This window comes from Glutamicibacter sp. NPDC087661 (assembly GCF_044743275.1).
In the GTDB taxonomy this organism is placed as follows: Bacteria; Actinomycetota; Actinomycetes; order Actinomycetales; family Micrococcaceae; genus Glutamicibacter.
On sequence record NZ_JBIUWE010000001.1, the window covers coordinates 609,942 to 624,534 of the forward strand.

At 58.8% G+C, this 14,593-nt stretch carries 12 protein-coding genes; 6 read left to right on the forward strand and 6 right to left on the reverse strand.

Going from position 1 to position 14,593, the window contains the following annotated elements; all coding sequences use genetic code 11:
* Positions 1-12: 12 nt before the first annotated feature.
* From sucB to ACIOTN_RS02905, 3 genes are all read right to left on the reverse strand, one after another.
* Positions 13-1,731, reverse strand: coding sequence for a 2-oxoglutarate dehydrogenase, E2 component, dihydrolipoamide succinyltransferase (sucB, locus tag ACIOTN_RS02895; RefSeq protein ID WP_105656774.1), 1,719 nt, complete (start codon positions 1,729-1,731; stop codon positions 13-15).
* A gap of 117 nt (positions 1,732-1,848) precedes the next feature.
* The gene (gene lpdA / locus ACIOTN_RS02900) at positions 1,849-3,228 is read right to left on the reverse strand and encodes a dihydrolipoyl dehydrogenase (RefSeq protein WP_105656773.1); all 1,380 of its coding nucleotides are present in this window, start codon (positions 3,226-3,228) and stop codon (positions 1,849-1,851) included.
* 283 nt (positions 3,229-3,511) lie between these two features.
* On the reverse strand, positions 3,512-5,026 hold the full coding sequence (locus ACIOTN_RS02905) for a leucyl aminopeptidase (RefSeq protein ID WP_105661473.1): 1,515 nt from the start codon (positions 5,024-5,026) through the stop codon (positions 3,512-3,514).
* Positions 5,027-5,280: 254 nt separating this feature from the next.
* Here ACIOTN_RS02905 and ACIOTN_RS02910 point away from each other — a divergent pair, with 254 nt between their 5' ends.
* From ACIOTN_RS02910 to ACIOTN_RS02925, 4 genes are all read left to right on the forward strand, one after another.
* Positions 5,281-6,243, forward strand: coding sequence for a proteasome assembly chaperone family protein (locus ACIOTN_RS02910; RefSeq protein WP_105661472.1), 963 nt, complete (start codon positions 5,281-5,283; stop codon positions 6,241-6,243).
* Positions 6,240-7,502 carry a nitrate/nitrite transporter gene (locus ACIOTN_RS02915; protein ID WP_105656770.1) on the forward strand — a complete coding sequence of 421 codons (1,263 nt, stop codon included), beginning with the start codon at positions 6,240-6,242 and terminating at the stop codon, positions 7,500-7,502. The genes ACIOTN_RS02910 and ACIOTN_RS02915 overlap by 4 nt, the downstream gene beginning before the upstream one ends.
* A gap of 85 nt (positions 7,503-7,587) precedes the next feature.
* Positions 7,588-8,691: a DUF4192 family protein gene (locus ACIOTN_RS02920; RefSeq protein WP_105656769.1), complete on the forward strand. Its 1,104-nt coding sequence runs from the start codon at positions 7,588-7,590 to the stop codon at positions 8,689-8,691.
* Positions 8,692-8,945: 254 nt separating this feature from the next.
* Positions 8,946-10,157: an RNA polymerase sigma factor gene (locus tag ACIOTN_RS02925; RefSeq protein WP_105656768.1), complete on the forward strand. Its 1,212-nt coding sequence runs from the start codon at positions 8,946-8,948 to the stop codon at positions 10,155-10,157.
* 125 nt (positions 10,158-10,282) lie between these two features.
* Here ACIOTN_RS02925 and ACIOTN_RS02930 read toward each other — a convergent pair whose 3' ends face one another.
* Positions 10,283-10,507: a hypothetical protein gene (locus tag ACIOTN_RS02930; protein ID WP_105656767.1), complete on the reverse strand. Its 225-nt coding sequence runs from the start codon at positions 10,505-10,507 to the stop codon at positions 10,283-10,285.
* A 221-nt stretch (positions 10,508-10,728) separates the two neighbouring features.
* On the opposite strand from ACIOTN_RS02930, the gene ACIOTN_RS02935 reads away from it, so the two are divergent.
* Positions 10,729-12,837 (forward strand): type IIA DNA topoisomerase subunit B, encoded by a 2,109-nt coding sequence (locus tag ACIOTN_RS02935; protein ID WP_105656859.1) that lies wholly within the window; start codon positions 10,729-10,731, stop codon positions 12,835-12,837.
* Positions 12,838-12,907: 70 nt separating this feature from the next.
* Here the strand turns inward: ACIOTN_RS02935 and ACIOTN_RS02940 are convergent, their stop codons facing one another.
* Positions 12,908-13,636 (reverse strand): M56 family metallopeptidase, encoded by a 729-nt coding sequence (locus tag ACIOTN_RS02940; protein WP_332727150.1) that lies wholly within the window; start codon positions 13,634-13,636, stop codon positions 12,908-12,910.
* Here ACIOTN_RS02940 and ACIOTN_RS02945 point away from each other — a divergent pair.
* Positions 13,559-13,738 (forward strand): hypothetical protein, encoded by a 180-nt coding sequence (locus ACIOTN_RS02945; RefSeq protein ID WP_353615986.1) that lies wholly within the window; start codon positions 13,559-13,561, stop codon positions 13,736-13,738. The genes ACIOTN_RS02940 and ACIOTN_RS02945 overlap by 78 nt on opposite strands.
* A 155-nt stretch (positions 13,739-13,893) precedes the next feature.
* Here the strand turns inward: ACIOTN_RS02945 and ACIOTN_RS02950 are convergent, their stop codons facing one another.
* Complete coding sequence (locus tag ACIOTN_RS02950; protein ID WP_066144398.1) at positions 13,894-14,265, reverse strand: BlaI/MecI/CopY family transcriptional regulator; 372 nt, start codon at positions 14,263-14,265, stop codon at positions 13,894-13,896.
* Positions 14,266-14,593: the final 328 nt, after the last annotated feature.

Here is a 14,593-nt window from a genome sequence, read left to right on the forward strand (position 1 = left end):
AAAGCTGGATCTTTACAGTCCCAGTTCGCCTTCGAAAGCGCCGCCTTCAAGGCGAGCCTTGACGGTCTGCAGGAAGCGGCCTGCATCGGCACCGTCTACCAGACGGTGATCGTAGGTCAGGCACAGGTACATCATGTGGCGGATGGCAATCGAATCGTTGCCCTCTGCGTCGGTAACGACCATTGGACGCTTCACGATCGCACCGGTGCCCAGGATGGCTACCTGTGGCTGGTTGATGATCGGGGTGTCGAACAGTGCGCCAACCGAACCGATGTTGGTGATCGAGAAGGTGCCACCGGAGAGCTCATCCGGACCGATCTTGTTGCTGCGGGTGCGTGCAGCAACATCAGCGATACGCGAAGCCATGCCAGCCAGGTTCAGATCGCCAGCGTTCGATACAACAGGAACCAGCAGGCCCTTGTCGGTGTCGACTGCGAATGCCAAGTGCTCGGCATTGTGGTAGGTGATCTTCTGGGTCTCTTCGTTGTACTCGGCGTTCAACTTAGGGTGTGCCTTCAGGCCCTCGGCAACAGCCTTGGCGATGAATGGCAAGTAAGTGAGGTTCACGCCGTTGGTGGCCTTGAAGTTGGCCTTTGCCGAAGCACGCAGCTTCACGATGCGGGTCATATCGATCTCGTGGACCTGGGTCAGCTGAGTCGATACGTCCAGGGATTCGCGCATGCGGCGAGCGATGACCTGGCGGATACGTGGAGCCTTCTCCTCGGTGCCGCGCAGCGAGGAAACCTCAACTGCAGGAGCAGCTGGCTTCGCGGCGGCAGGAGCAGGGGCGGCAGCAGGGGCGGCAGCTGGTGCAGCAGCTTCCTGGGCGGCAACAGCGTCCAAGACATCCTGCTTGCGGATGCGACCGCCAACGCCGGTACCCTTCACCGAAGCAATGTCGATGCTGTGCTGGTTAGCCAAGCGGCGGACCAGTGGGGTGACGTAGCCGGACTCATTGGTTGCCTCAGCAGCCGGTGCCTCTTCCTTTGCAGGAGCGGGAGCGGCCGGAGCGGCAGGTGCCTCTTCCTTAGCGGGAGCCGGAGCGGCCGGAGCCTCTTCCTTTGCAGGAGCCGGAGCAGCAGCTGGTGCTTCTTCCTTGGCTGGGGCGGCAGCTGGAGCAGCGCCAGCTGCACCGATAACAGCCAGAACAGCGCCAACTTCAGCGGTCTCATCTTCTGGAACGCGAATTTCCAGCAGGGTACCTGCAACGGGGGAAGGAACTTCGGTGTCAACCTTGTCGGTGGAAACCTCAAGCAGTGGCTCGTCGACGGAGACTTCCTCGCCAACTTCCTTCAGCCAACGGGTGACGGTACCTTCGGTAACCGACTCGCCCAGAGCTGGAAGGGTCACTTCGGTGCCTGAAGCAGCGCCGGCGGCTGGTGCAGCTGCTGGAGCTTCTTCGGCTGCAGGTGCTGCTGGTGCTTCTTCAGCGGCTGGTTCGGCAGGTGCTTCTTCAGCGGCCGGAGCTGCTGGTGCAGCTTCGCCAGCGCCGGAGCCATCGCCAATGCGAACCAGTGGGGCGCCAACTTCAGCGTCCTCGTCTTCGGCTACGAAGATTTCCTCGATGATGCCGGCAACCGGCGAAGGAACTTCAGTGTCAACCTTGTCGGTGGAAACTTCCACCAACGGCTCGTCTACCTCTACACGGTCGCCGACCTGCTTCAGCCAGCGGGTTACCGTACCTTCGGTAACGCTTTCACCCAGTGCGGGTAGGTTTACGGTTTCAGACATCGTCCCGTATCTCCTTGTTTTATAAAGCTTGAAAAGTGGTGGGAGGCGTTGCCTCCGAGCCTAGTGCATACAGGCAGCGCGTTGAACTAACGCGCTGCCTGTATGACCAAAGCGTGATTAACCGTGCAGCGGGGCGCCGGCCAAAGCCATTGCGGCTTCGCCCAGGGACTCGTTCTGGGTTGGGTGTGCGTGGATCAGCTGCGATACGTCCTCTGGGTAAGCTTCCCAGTTCACGATCAGCTGGGCTTCACCGATCTGCTCGCCAATGCGGCCGCCGATGCCGTGAACGCCAACGATTGGGCCGTTCTTGACGCGAACCATCTTGATGATGCCGCTGGTGCCCAGGATCGAGGACTTGCCATTGCCAGCCAAGTTGTACTCGGTGGTTTCAATCTGGTCGGCACCGAACTTCTCCTTGGCCTTCGGCTCGGAGTAGCCCACGGAAGCGATCTCTGGCTCGCAGAAAGTCACCTTCGGGATGTTGATGTCCTCGACGATGGTTGGCTTCATGCCGTGGATTTCCTCGGCTACGAAGCGGCCATGCTGGTAACCGCGGTGTGCAAGCTGTACGCCTGGAACGATGTCGCCGATTGCGTAGATGTTGCCAACGCCGGTGTGCAGGCGCTCATCGGTGATCACGAAGCCGCGGTCAATGGTGATGCCCTGCTCTTCGAAGCCGAGGCCCTCGGTTACCGGACCGCGACCCACTGCAACCAGAACGATCTCTGCTTCCAGGACCTTGCCGTCAGCCAGGGAGACCTTGGCACCGTTAGCATCCTGCTCGACCTTCTCGAAGAAGACGCCGGTGTTGAACTTGATGCCGCGCTTCTTGAAAGCGCGCTCCAGGTTCTTGATGATGGCTGGGTCCTCGTTCGGAACCAGCGAAGGCAGGCCCTCGACGATGGTGACGTCGACGCCGAAAGACTTCCATACGGAAGCGAACTCGACACCGATGACGCCGCCGCCGAGCACGATGGCGCTCTTTGGCAGGTCTTCCATGTTCAGTGCTTCGGTGCTGGTCAGTACGCGGCCGCCGATTTCCAGACCCATGGTCTTGGAGGTGGAGCCGGTAGCCAGGATGATGTACTTGCCCTTGTAGACGGTGCCATCAACATCGATGGAATCCTGGGAGACCAGTCGGCCGTTACCGGTGATAACGTTGACCTTCTTCATCTTCAGCAAGCCCTGGAGACCCTTGTGCTTTCCAGCAACAATGTCTTCCTTGTACTTGCGCACGCCAGCCAGGTCGATCGACTCCAGCGAGGAGTTGATGCCGAACTTGGCACCCTCGCGAGCGTTCTCGGCCAGCTCTGCTGCGTGCAGGTAAGCCTTGGTTGGGATGCAGCCGGTGTGCAGGCAGGTGCCGCCCAGCTTTTCCTTCTCGATCAATCCAACGGTGTAGCCCAGCTGGATGGCGCGCAATGCTGCCGAGTATCCAGCGGATCCGCCGCCGAGGATGAGGACATCAAATTCTTGCGTTGCTGCCGAATCGGCCACGTGAACGCTCCCTCGTATTCGCTTAGTGAGGCCGGCTTAGGCCGACCAGGGGATCGGGTGTGGACTTCCTGGAGCGTGACACATGCGGGCGCGCACCATTAATCCACGGTGATGTTTCAAAACTTACCTTAGTACCGTCCAATGGTTGCAGTCACCTTCGGGGCATTAAAAGTCAGGTATGTCTCTTATTTTTAAACTCATCCCGGCATCGTGCAGATAGTTCTGGCGATACCGGGATGAGTTCCAGGACACAGGAACTGCCATTAGTCCTGCGTTGCTGCGGCTAGTTTGCTGCAGCGAGCTGCTCTGCGTAGGCAACCAGGGTGCGTACCTGGGAGCCGGTGCCGTTCTTCGGAGTGTAGCCCCAGGCGCTGCCTTCGTTGAACGCAGGACCAGCGAAGTCGATGTGGGCCCAAGGGATCTTCTTGCCGTCCACTTCACCGACAAACTCTTCGAGGAACACGGCGGCAGTCATCATGCCGCCCATGCGCTCACCGATGTTCGCCAGATCGGCAACCTGCGACTCGATAGACGGGCGCAGCTCCTCCGGAAGCGGCATGGCCCAAGCCAATTCGCCCACCTTGTCCGAGACGGCAACCAAGTCGCTGGCGACCTGCTTGTCGCCCATGACACCTGCGGTGCGCAGGCCCAGGGCCAGCATCTGGGCGCCGGTCAGCGTAGCGATGTCGATCATGACATCCGGCTTCTCCAAGCTGGCAGCTGCCAGGCCATCGGCCATGACCAAGCGGCCTTCGGCGTCGGTATTGAGCACTTCAACGGTCTTGCCGCCGAACATGGTCAGCACATCGCCCGGACGGGTCGAGGCGCCGCCAGGCATGTTTTCTGCCAGGCACAGCCATGCAGTGACCTTGACATTCAGGCCAAGCTCGGCGACTGCGGCAACGGTCTGGAAAACCGCGGCGGCACCGGACATGTCGGACTTCATGGCGTGCATGCCGGCAGCAGGCTTCAGCGAGGTGCCACCGGTGTCGAAGGTAATGCCCTTGCCGATCAAGGCGATGTGCTTGGCGGCCTTCGACGGCGCGTATTCGATCTTGACCATGCGCGGCTGGCGAACCGAACCGCCGCCAACACCGATCAGGCCGCCGAAGCCGTCCTTAGCAAGGCGCTTCTCGTCGAAAATGGTGACCTTCAGCGGCAGGGACTTGGAGTGGTCCTTCACTGCTGCGGCGAAGGACTCCGGGTACAGCACGTTGGCTGGGGCGTTGATCAGATCGCGGGTGCCGCGTACTGCGCGGCCCAGGATGGCAGCGCGCTTGAGTACTGCTGGCAGGTCCTTGGATGTCGCTACCGAGGTGACGATCTGGGCTTCGGCCAGTACCGGCTTCTCGCTCTTCTTCGAACGGTGGTTCTCGTAGCGGTAGCTGCCCAGCGCGATGCCTTCTGCGATGGCGGCCACGCGCTCCACGCTGTCAGCAGGCAGGGCGAAAATGGCGCTCTTGGCGTTGCTCAGCTGGCGGGCAGCCGAACCGGCGGCACGGCGCAGCTTCTCCTCGGTCAGATCAGCTAGCTCGTCAACGCCCAGGCCGATGAACTGCAAGGTCTTGGTCTTGGCACCGTCTACGCCTGGCAGCGCGGTGATTTCGTCGGCCTTCCCGGCAACGCCCAAAGCTGAAAGCGAATGCTCCAGGGAAGTGGTGGTTTCGGCGGTGAATGGGGATGCCGCGATGGACACCTTTTCGCCGTTCTTGAGTACACCCAGGATGAGGGTGTCAGCGCTCTTGCGCTTGATGTCGGCGCCAATGGCGCTCAAAGTGAGATCACTGGAGTTGATCACAAAATCATTCCTTCTATGCCTTTGTAGGGTCTAAGGTCGCGACAGCCCCTGTGGTTTTCCGGAACAGGTCATGCCGGCGGGCTGTGCGTCTCCTACCCCAAGGTTATCCGAGGTTCCGCGTCATCGTGCGTTACTTCACAGCGAGCGAAAGCCAAGTAGCGATAAGATGGACCATTGATCTGTACTTGAAGTGCAGTCCCAGCCGATGGTTGCCGCTCCCGCTTTGCCGGATGCCGACCCTGAATGAGGAGAAAATGTCCAAGGAATCGTTGATGACGCTGGTCGCAGACGACTTGGATGACTCGCGCCTTCAAGGTCTTGGCATGTTCGTCTCGCTGAAGAGCATCAGCGATGCCGGGCATAACCATTCGCAGGTCTCCAACGAGCTTTTCGGACGCCTCGACTCGGAGCTCTTCGCCACTTTCGACGCCGATGAGCTGATCGCCTACACCTCCCAGCGCCCGCGGGTCTCTTTCCTGGGTGACCACTTCGCTGGATACCAGGCTCCACGCATGGAGATCTACCTGATGACCGATGAGATGGACCGCAAGTTCTGGTTCCTCACCGGTGTAGAACCCGACTTGAAGTGGGAACGCGTGATCGCGGAACTGCATTCCTTCATTGAAGCCTTCAACGTATCGCTGGTTGTGGGGACCGCATCGTTGCCGATGCCGGTGCCGCATACCCGCCCGGTAGGCGTTACCGCACATGGAAACCGCAAGGATCTGATCGAGAACATCTCGACGTGGAGCCCTACGGTGGAATCGCCAGCAGGTCTGGCCTCGCTGCTCGAAATTCGCCTGAGCGAAGCTGGCCGTGATGTCGTGGGATACTCCCTGCACACCCCGCACTACCTCGCCGAATCCGAGTACCCGGCCGTTGCCGTTGCGACGCTGGAATACGTAGGAGCGGCACTGAAGCTGGCTTTGCCAACGGACAAGCTGCGTGAGGCAGGTCGACTGGTCGACCAGCAGCTAGCCGAACAGCTTGAAACCAATAGCGATGTTCGCCAAATGGTCGAGGGATTCGAAGAACGGTTCGATGCGCATGCCAAAGAGCATGAACCGCGCTCGCTGTTGCTGGATGAAGACGAGCAGATGGCGGATGCCGAGGAATTGGGCGCCAGCGCCGAGCATTTCCTTGCGGCCATTGAGAACACTGAAGATTGGTTGAAAAACGGTCACATCGAACCGTTGCCAGGTGATCACGACCAGTGAGCCAGGCCCATCTGAATTCACCAAAGTCGTGGGTTGTCTTCGGCTTCGCAATTCTTGCCTACATTTCTGCAATTTCGCAGCGCACCAGCTTCGGCGTCGCTGGCATCCAAGCCACCGAACGATTTGATGCCAGCGCGCAGATTTTGGCGACCTTCTCCGTCGTGCAGCTGGTTGTCTATGCCGGCGCGCAGGTGCCCGTAGGGCTGCTGCTGGATAAATTCGGTCCGCGCATCCTGATTACCTGCGGCGCCCTGCTGATGGCCGCAGGTCAAGCGTTCCTTGCGATTTCAGTCAACGTCCCCATGGGGTTGGCCGGGCGCGTCATGGTTGGCATGGGCGATGCGATGGTCTTCGTATCGGTGCTCAAGCTGTTGCCCCTATGGTTCTCCGGCTCGCGAATCCCGGTGCTGACCCAGCTCACCGGTACCTTCGGCCAGCTCGGCCAGCTCATCAGCCTCTTTCCTTTCCATATGATCTTGCTGGGCGTCGGCTGGTCCGCGGCGTTCTCGGTCATGTCCGGTTTCGCTTTTGCCACCTTCATCACCACGATCGCTTTCGTGCGCAATGGCAGGACCTGGGAAGGGTCCGGCCAGGGGGAGCAGGAGACCGGCTCGCGGATCGCCCGGGCCTGGAAACAGCCAGGAACCCGTTTGGGGTTCTGGACCCACTTCTCCACGGCATTCATGATCAACACCTTCATGATGACCTGGGGCTATCCTTTCCTTGTCGAAGGCCAAGGCATAGACGGTGCGCTGGCATCGGGCTTGATGGCGGTGTTCGTTGTCGTTTCCATCGTGGTGGGACCGATCCTCGGCGCCCTGACCTCGCGCCATGCCAGCCAGCGTTCCAACTTTGCCCTGGGCATTGTCGGCTCAATCCTGGTGATGTGGGCAGTCGTCCTATTCTGGCCAGGGCAGGCCCCGCTATGGATTCTGGTGCTATTGATGATCGCCATTGCCGCCGGTGGCCCGGCCTCCGTAATCGGCTTCGACTTCGCCCGAACGTTCAACCCGCCGCAGGTGCTGGGAACGGCCACCGGCCTGGTGAACACCGGCGGGTTCATAGGTGCCTTTGTCACGATCTACGTCATCGGATTCATCATGGACATGCTGTATAAGGCCAACGGCTCGGTGGGCGAGCTCTACAATCTTCAGGCCTTCCGCGTGGCCCTGTCAGTCCAGTTCGCCATGGCATTGCTCGGTATGGTGTTCATGGTCGTTGAACGCCGCAAGGCACGCCGCTTCCTCGCCGAGCAGTAAGCCCGCACCGGGGCGATCCGAAAGGTTCTCCACAGCTCGCAGCCTCTGACCTCATGCGCCAAGCGCAGCGTTGCACCGTGGAGCCATGACAACTACACCGGAACGCCACCCTCTCTCGCTGTCCAGTTGCGAGGACATCTTGGCGTATGTGCCCCATGCCCTAGGTTTCTATCCTCAGAATTCGGCCGTGCTGATGCTGATAGACGAGGACCATCTGGAAGCGACCTTGCGAGTTGATCTGCCCGAGGAAAACACGGCTGCAGAGCTTGGGACGTGGACCGCGCAGCTGCTGAGTCTGCTAGAACGAATGCCCCATATCCAAGGGGTGGTTCTGGTGGTCTATGCGCCCGAAGGAACGTCGGCCGGCTCCGGGATTCCCTACGCGGATCTGGTCGCGCAGCTAGAGCAGGGGCTGACAAGCAAAAAGGTCTTGCTGCGTCACAGCTGGTGCCGGCAGGATCGTGTGGTCTGGAACTACGCGACCGATGATTACGCAGAGCCGACGCCCGTGCGCCCGGTGGAAACGAACGAAACGCATTTGTCGTTGGTCTTCGCCGGGTCGGCTCCGTTGGATATTCCATGGGACGGTAGCGGAATCCCGCAATGGCCGCAGGCTGCTGAGATCCTGAAGATCATCTCGAATCAGCAGCACAACGTCGTCAACTGCTTGGAAGCGTGGCTGCAGACCATGGACCTAGCTGAGCCAGAAGCCCGGGCCTGGATTCACGATGAGCATGAGCATGCCGCATTGCTACTGGGTTCCTTGGAAGTGAAAATCGTGCGTGACCTTCTTCCGTACCTGGCTGGTCAAGGACTTGAAGCATCACTGGATGTGCTGTTCGGCGTGATGCGCGGGGATCGCGAAGCTGCCGCCGCGCCGTTGACCAACTATTTGCTGGGACGTGGTTGGCATGCTCCGGACTGGCAGAGGATTGACCGGTTGTGGCTGGTCGCCAGAGACCTGCTCGGCGTTGCTGAAGGCAACGCGCGGCAGGCCCTGCTGTGCATTCTTGCGTGGATCGAGTGGGCGCGAGGCAGGGGATCCATGGCGTTGTGCCTGTTGGGGCGAGCGGTCGAGGAAAACCCGAATTACGAGCTGGCCAGGCTGCTGCAAAAGCTGATGTCCCATGGAATCATGCCAGAATGGGCGACCGACCAATTGCGGGCATGGCGTGCTAGTTTCAGTTGAGCAGCAACAGCCGGAGTGTCTCAAGTGGTGTCCTGGTGGCAATTCATGGATAATGGGACAACAGACCCGGTTAGGTTCGAATTGCCTATGTCTTGAAATCTCCGGATTTCGGGAACATTAGGCGGGCTTGATGCGTTGATATCAATGTGCCAGCCCTCGGTGTTTAGTCAATGATTAAACGCCATCGGACTTGACAGGGTCATAGTGGTGTTACCGGCAGGTGCATCCGGAACGCATCGTTAGAAAGGTTATTCGTGTCATCTTCTGAGACGAACGCTAATCGCAAAGCAACTGAGGCCGAGGTTGAAGCGGCCGAGGTCGAGGCAGCCGCCCCTGCAGCGAAGAAGCGCGCTACCAAGGCCAAGCCTCGGACTAAAAAGGTCGCTGCTGAAACTGCAGTGCAAGACGAATCAACCGGAGCGTCGGCTGACGCCGATGACGATGTTGAGCAAGGCACCGATTCGAAGGACTCGAAGTCTGACGATGATTCGAAGGGCTTCACCCTTTCAACCGGTGACGATGATGCTCCACAGCAGCAGGTCATGGTCGCTGGAGCGACCGCTGACCCAGTCAAGGATTACCTGAAGCAGATCGGCAAGGTCGCGCTGCTGAACGCTGAGCAGGAAGTTGACTTGGCTCTGCGCATCGAAGCGGGCCTGTTCGCAACTGACAAGTTGGAAAAGGACGACGGCTCGATGGACCAGCGCTTGCGCTGGGACTATGAGCAGATCATCCACGACGGCAAGATCGCCAAGAACCACTTGCTGGAAGCCAACCTTCGCCTCGTAGTTTCGCTGGCCAAGCGCTACACCGGCCGCGGCATGCTGTTCCTGGACCTGATCCAGGAAGGCAACCTTGGCCTGATCCGTGCAGTGGAGAAATTCGACTACACCAAGGGCTTCAAGTTCTCGACCTACGCCACCTGGTGGATCCGCCAGGCAATTACCCGTGCCATGGCTGACCAGGCACGTACCATTCGTATTCCAGTGCACATGGTTGAAGTCATCAACAAGCTGGCACGTGTCCAGCGCCAGATGCTCCAGGACCTGGGCCGCGAACCAACCCCAGAAGAGCTGGCCAAGGAATTGGACATGACCCCTGAAAAGGTTGTCGAAGTCCAGAAGTATGGTCGCGAACCAATTTCCTTGCACACCCCATTGGGTGAAGACGGCGACTCCGAATTCGGTGACCTCATTGAAGACTCGGAAGCAGTAGTCCCAGCCGATGCAGTTTCGTTCACCTTGTTGCAGGAGCAGCTCCACTCGGTGCTCGACACGCTCTCAGAGCGTGAAGCAGGCGTGGTGGCCATGCGCTTCGGCCTGACCGATGGCCAGCCTAAGACCTTGGATGAAATCGGCAAGGTCTACGGTGTGACTCGTGAACGCATTCGCCAGATCGAGTCCAAGACGATGTCCAAGCTTCGTCACCCATCGCGTTCCCAGGTACTGCGCGATTACCTAGACTAAGAATCTGAGGATGTGGCCAGTAGTTCATTCATTGAACTGCTGGCCACATTTTTATTTGCCGTTAATGCAAGAAGAAGGTGACCCAGAATTGGGTCACCTTCTCGAATTAGTGGCTGGCAACGAGTTTAGTCGTTGGCGTCCACCTTGGGCTTTTCATAGAGTCGCGAGGACTCATCCTGCCAGACCGAAGTCTGCGGACGCAGTTTCGGTTCTACATCGCGGGCATGGTGAGCGCAGAAGAGCAACTCACCGCCTGTCGAAGCCAGCACGGCTCGCACGTAGGCCTGTGCGCCGCAGCGGTCGCACCGGTCGAGGGCGTTCAGTTCACGACTAGCGGTCGTAGTAGTCATTGCCAGCCTCCTAAAGTTGATGGTTACTCTATACAACCAGCTTGGGCTCCGACTCTATCCCGATTTGCCTGTTCTTTCGCTCACCGCGTAGCGCATGTGGATAAGGTCATAGGAGACCGGCGTGCTGGGCAGCACCGGAAAATAGCGGGTATTCGAACACATTAACGATTAGAATATGGAATAAGACGTACTTTCTCATGCAAGTAGGAGACAACAGCTCAGTGGCTTCATCCGACAATTACAGCGCCCGGCACCTTTCGGTCTTGGAAGGCCTGGAAGCGGTTCGTAAGCGCCCAGGCATGTACATCGGCTCCACCGACTCCCGTGGCTTGATGCATTGCCTCTGGGAGATCATCGATAACTCAGTTGACGAAGCGCTGGGCGGTTTCGGCCAGGCAATTGACGTCATCTTGCACTCTGACGGCTCCGTTGAAGTCCAGGATGACGGCCGCGGCATTCCTGTCGATGTTGAACCCAAGACAGGCTTGAGCGGTTTGGAAGTTGTCTTCACCAAGCTGCACGCTGGCGGCAAGTTCGGTGGTGGCTCCTACAGTGCTTCGGGCGGTCTGCACGGCGTGGGCGCCTCGGTCGTCAACGCCTTGTCGGCCCGTTTGGACGTCGAAGTTGACCGCGGCGGCAAGACCTACGGCCTGCAGTTCCGTCGTGGAGAGCCAGGCAAATTTACCGATAAGGGCCGCAAGAAAGCGGACGCTTCTTTCAAGGCTCATGAGACGGCGACGGCTCCGGGCGTTATCGGCAAAGCCAAGCGGGGCGTGACTGGAACGCGCATTCGCTACTGGGCGGATAACCATATCTTCACCCCGGATGCGAAGTTCTCCTATAAGGATTTGCAGGATCGAGCGCGCCAGACCTCCTTCTTGGTTCCTGGGTTGCGCATCACCCTGCGCGATGAACGTGGATTACCGGATACCCCGGGTGCGGACGGGCCTCATGAGGAAGTGTTCCAGCATGATGGCGGCATCAGCGAGTTCGTCGACTATCTGAGCAGCGACTCGCCGGTCACGGACATCTGGCGTTTCCATGGCAGCGGATCGTTCCATGAAAAGGTTCCGGTCATCGATGGCAGTGGTCGCAGCCATATTGAAGATGTGCAGCGTGTCTGCGAAGTTGACGTCGCGGTGCGTTGGGGAATCGGCTACGAAACCTCGCTGCGCAGCTTCGTGAATATCATTGCGACCCCCAAGGGCGGTACGCATACTGCCGGCTTCGAACAGGCCATGCTCAAGTCCTTCCGCAAGAACGTGGAGGCCAATGCGCGGAAGCTCAAGTTCGGCCAGAAGGACAAGCTGGAGAAGGACGACGTGCTGGCGGGCATGACTGCCGTGCTGACCGTCCGACTGGCAGAGCCGCAGTTCGAAGGGCAGACCAAGGAAATTTTGGGTACACCGCAGGTGCGCCAGATTGTTTCCAAGGTGCTGGAGAAGGCACTCAACGACCGACTGGGATCCAATAAGCGCAACGAGAAGGCTGAAGCGTCCACGCTGCTGGAGAAGGTCGTCAACGAGATGAAATCTCGCGTGTCGGCACGTATGCACAAGGAAACCCAGCGTCGCAAGACCGCTTTGGAGTCTTCTTCGCTGCCAACCAAACTGCTCGATTGCCGCAGCAAGGAAGTTGGAAAGTCTGAACTGTTCATCGTCGAGGGCGACAGCGCATTGGGCACTGCCCGTCTCGCGCGCTCCAGCGAGTACCAGGCGCTGCTGCCAATTCGAGGCAAGATCCTCAACGTGCAAAAAGCCTCGATTTCGGACATGCTCTCGAACGCGGAGTGCGCAGCGATGATCCAGGTGATTGGGGCCGGTTCGGGGCGCAGCTTCGACATTGAGCAAGCCCGATACGGCAAGATCATCTTGATGACTGATGCTGATGTTGACGGTGCGCACATTCGGACATTACTGTTGACGTTGTTCTATCGCTACATGCGTCCCATGATCGAGCACGGTCGCGTCTATGCAGCGGTTCCGCCGCTGCACCGCATTGAGGTGATCAATCCGGGGTCGAAGCAGAATGAGGTTATCTACACCTACTCTGAGGCGGAAATGACCAAGCTGCTGGCCAACTTGGAGAAGGAAGGCCGACGCTACAAGGAGCCGATCCAGCGCTATAAGGGCCTAGGCGAAATGGACGCGGACCAGCTGGCTGAAACCACCATGGACCTGCGTCATCGTATGCTGCGCCGTGTCGGCATCGAGCATGCGCAGGCAGCCGAGGAGGTCTTTGATCTGCTGATGGGCTCCGACGTAGCGCCTCGCAAGAAGTTCATTATCGACGGCGCCGACGATCTTGAACGAGATCGTATCGACGTCTAGAGCAATGCAAACGGCGAAGTCCCTGGCCCTAACGGGGTCCAGGGACTTCGCTGTTTGCGCCAAGAGAGTGCTACCAGTCCAGCAACCGCGGTGCGATGAGCAGGACTGTCGGGCAGATCAGCAACATGATGGTGCTCAGGAGCACTAGTGCGCGCTGCGGGCGGCCCAGCGGATCCTGCGGGGAGAGCAAGCGTTGCAGCCGGCGGGAGGAGACTTCACCATCTGGCATGCCAACTAGGCCGGCACTGGACGAATGATTCTTTGACGACGAATCATCCATTGCTGCGGCGGTGGCGACAGTGACAATGGCTTTGAGCAAAGTGTGCCTATTGACCTTTTCCAGTGCTTTGTCGTCGGCGAGCATTTCTATCAGTTGGCGCACTGCGTCGAGGGCAAGGCGTGAAGTCGGTAGCCAAGGCAATGCTTCGTGCCACGCCGTGAATGCCAGGATCAGCAGATCATGCCGTTGATCCAAATGGGAGCGTTCATGGGCAATAACCGCCTGTTGCTCTTCGGCAGAGAGCTGGGTGAGCAATCCGCGCGATAGCACGGTCACCGATTGCGAAATCCCCGGCACGCAATATGCAACAGGCATGTCGTGATCAATCACTAGGGTATTTGGCCGCGTCTGGGACGGGTTGCTCAAGAGGCGCAGCAGATGCCGGTGCTTGGCTCGTTGGCGAGAGATGCGCCAAGCCGCTCGTATGAGGGTTAATACCAGGTGAAATCCGAAGAGCAGTGCTGCGCTCAAGGCGAACAGGTGCACTTCGCCGGGGTCGGGCACACTGGGATCTCCCATTATCAGGAGCCAGCCGCCATGAAGCGCGGAGATGAGGTCATCGCCCAATGGGGCCAAGCCCCAGACAAGCATCGAGCCGATCATGGAAAGTCCACCGCCTAATGCGATGGCTTGCCAAAGGAGTACCGCTTGCACTGGTGAGCGGGCGGTCCATTTAGCCTTGGATAAAGCCAACGGCGTCGGCCACGCCAATGCGATAGCCAACGCCGCTAGGAAATATGAGGTGAGAAGCACTCAGTCCCCGAAGTTCTTCTAAATTATGCGGACTTTACTGAGTCCAAGATAGCACGCAGGGATGCTGCCTCGTCGGGGGAGATGCCTCCGATGAATCGTGCCAGGACTGCTTCACGGTCCTGGGCGGTGCCCAGGGCGTCGTTGAGCAGTCCAACGGTGTGATCCTCACGGGAGGATGAAGCTGCGTACCGGTGAGGGCGGGTAGTGCGCTCGCGCTCTACCAAACCCTTCTTTTCGAGACGGGCTAGCACAGTCAGCACCGTAGTGACTGCGAGTTCTTTCGCGTCGGTGCCAAGCGCCGCCAAATCATCACGAAGGTCATTCGCGGTGAGTGGTTCTGCAGAATCCCACAGAAGATCCATGACGGAGCGTTCCAGATCGCCAAGGCTGGCCACTAGGTCGTACCTCACTTGCATTAGTTTTGACGCGGTTGCTTGACTCATGGAGTGCAAGCACACTGCTTGGGTTCTTAATTGTAGCCATCTTTCCACAATATTTCTACGGCATGTAAAAGAGAGGGGTGAGTACATGCTTTACCCGTTTCGCAATGAGGTGCGAGAATGTCGCGGGTGAAACTTGTTGACTTGGGTTTTTTAAGAACCGTAGACACAACCCTGTCAATAGGCTTAGTATTTGCGCCCACGTGCGCACTGGCGAAGTTTCCAGTTTCTGAAATTGCTTATCGTCTCGATTTCTACACGCTGTCGAAATCGTCTATGGTGG

Excerpts from the sequence above, each read along its gene's own strand:
- sucB (WP_105656774.1), bottom strand. The coding sequence starts at position 1,731 with ATGTCTGAAACCGTAAACCTACCCGCACTGGGTGAAAGCGTTACCGAA.
- ACIOTN_RS02910 (WP_105661472.1), top strand. The coding sequence starts at position 5,281 with ATGTCCAAGGAATCGTTGATGACGCTGGTCGCAGACGACTTGGATGAC.
- ACIOTN_RS02920 (WP_105656769.1), top strand. The coding sequence starts at position 7,588 with ATGACAACTACACCGGAACGCCACCCTCTCTCGCTGTCCAGTTGCGAG.
- ACIOTN_RS02930 (WP_105656767.1), bottom strand. The coding sequence starts at position 10,507 with ATGACTACTACGACCGCTAGTCGTGAACTGAACGCCCTCGACCGGTGC.
- ACIOTN_RS02940 (WP_332727150.1), bottom strand. The coding sequence starts at position 13,636 with ATGGGAGATCCCAGTGTGCCCGACCCCGGCGAAGTGCACCTGTTCGCC.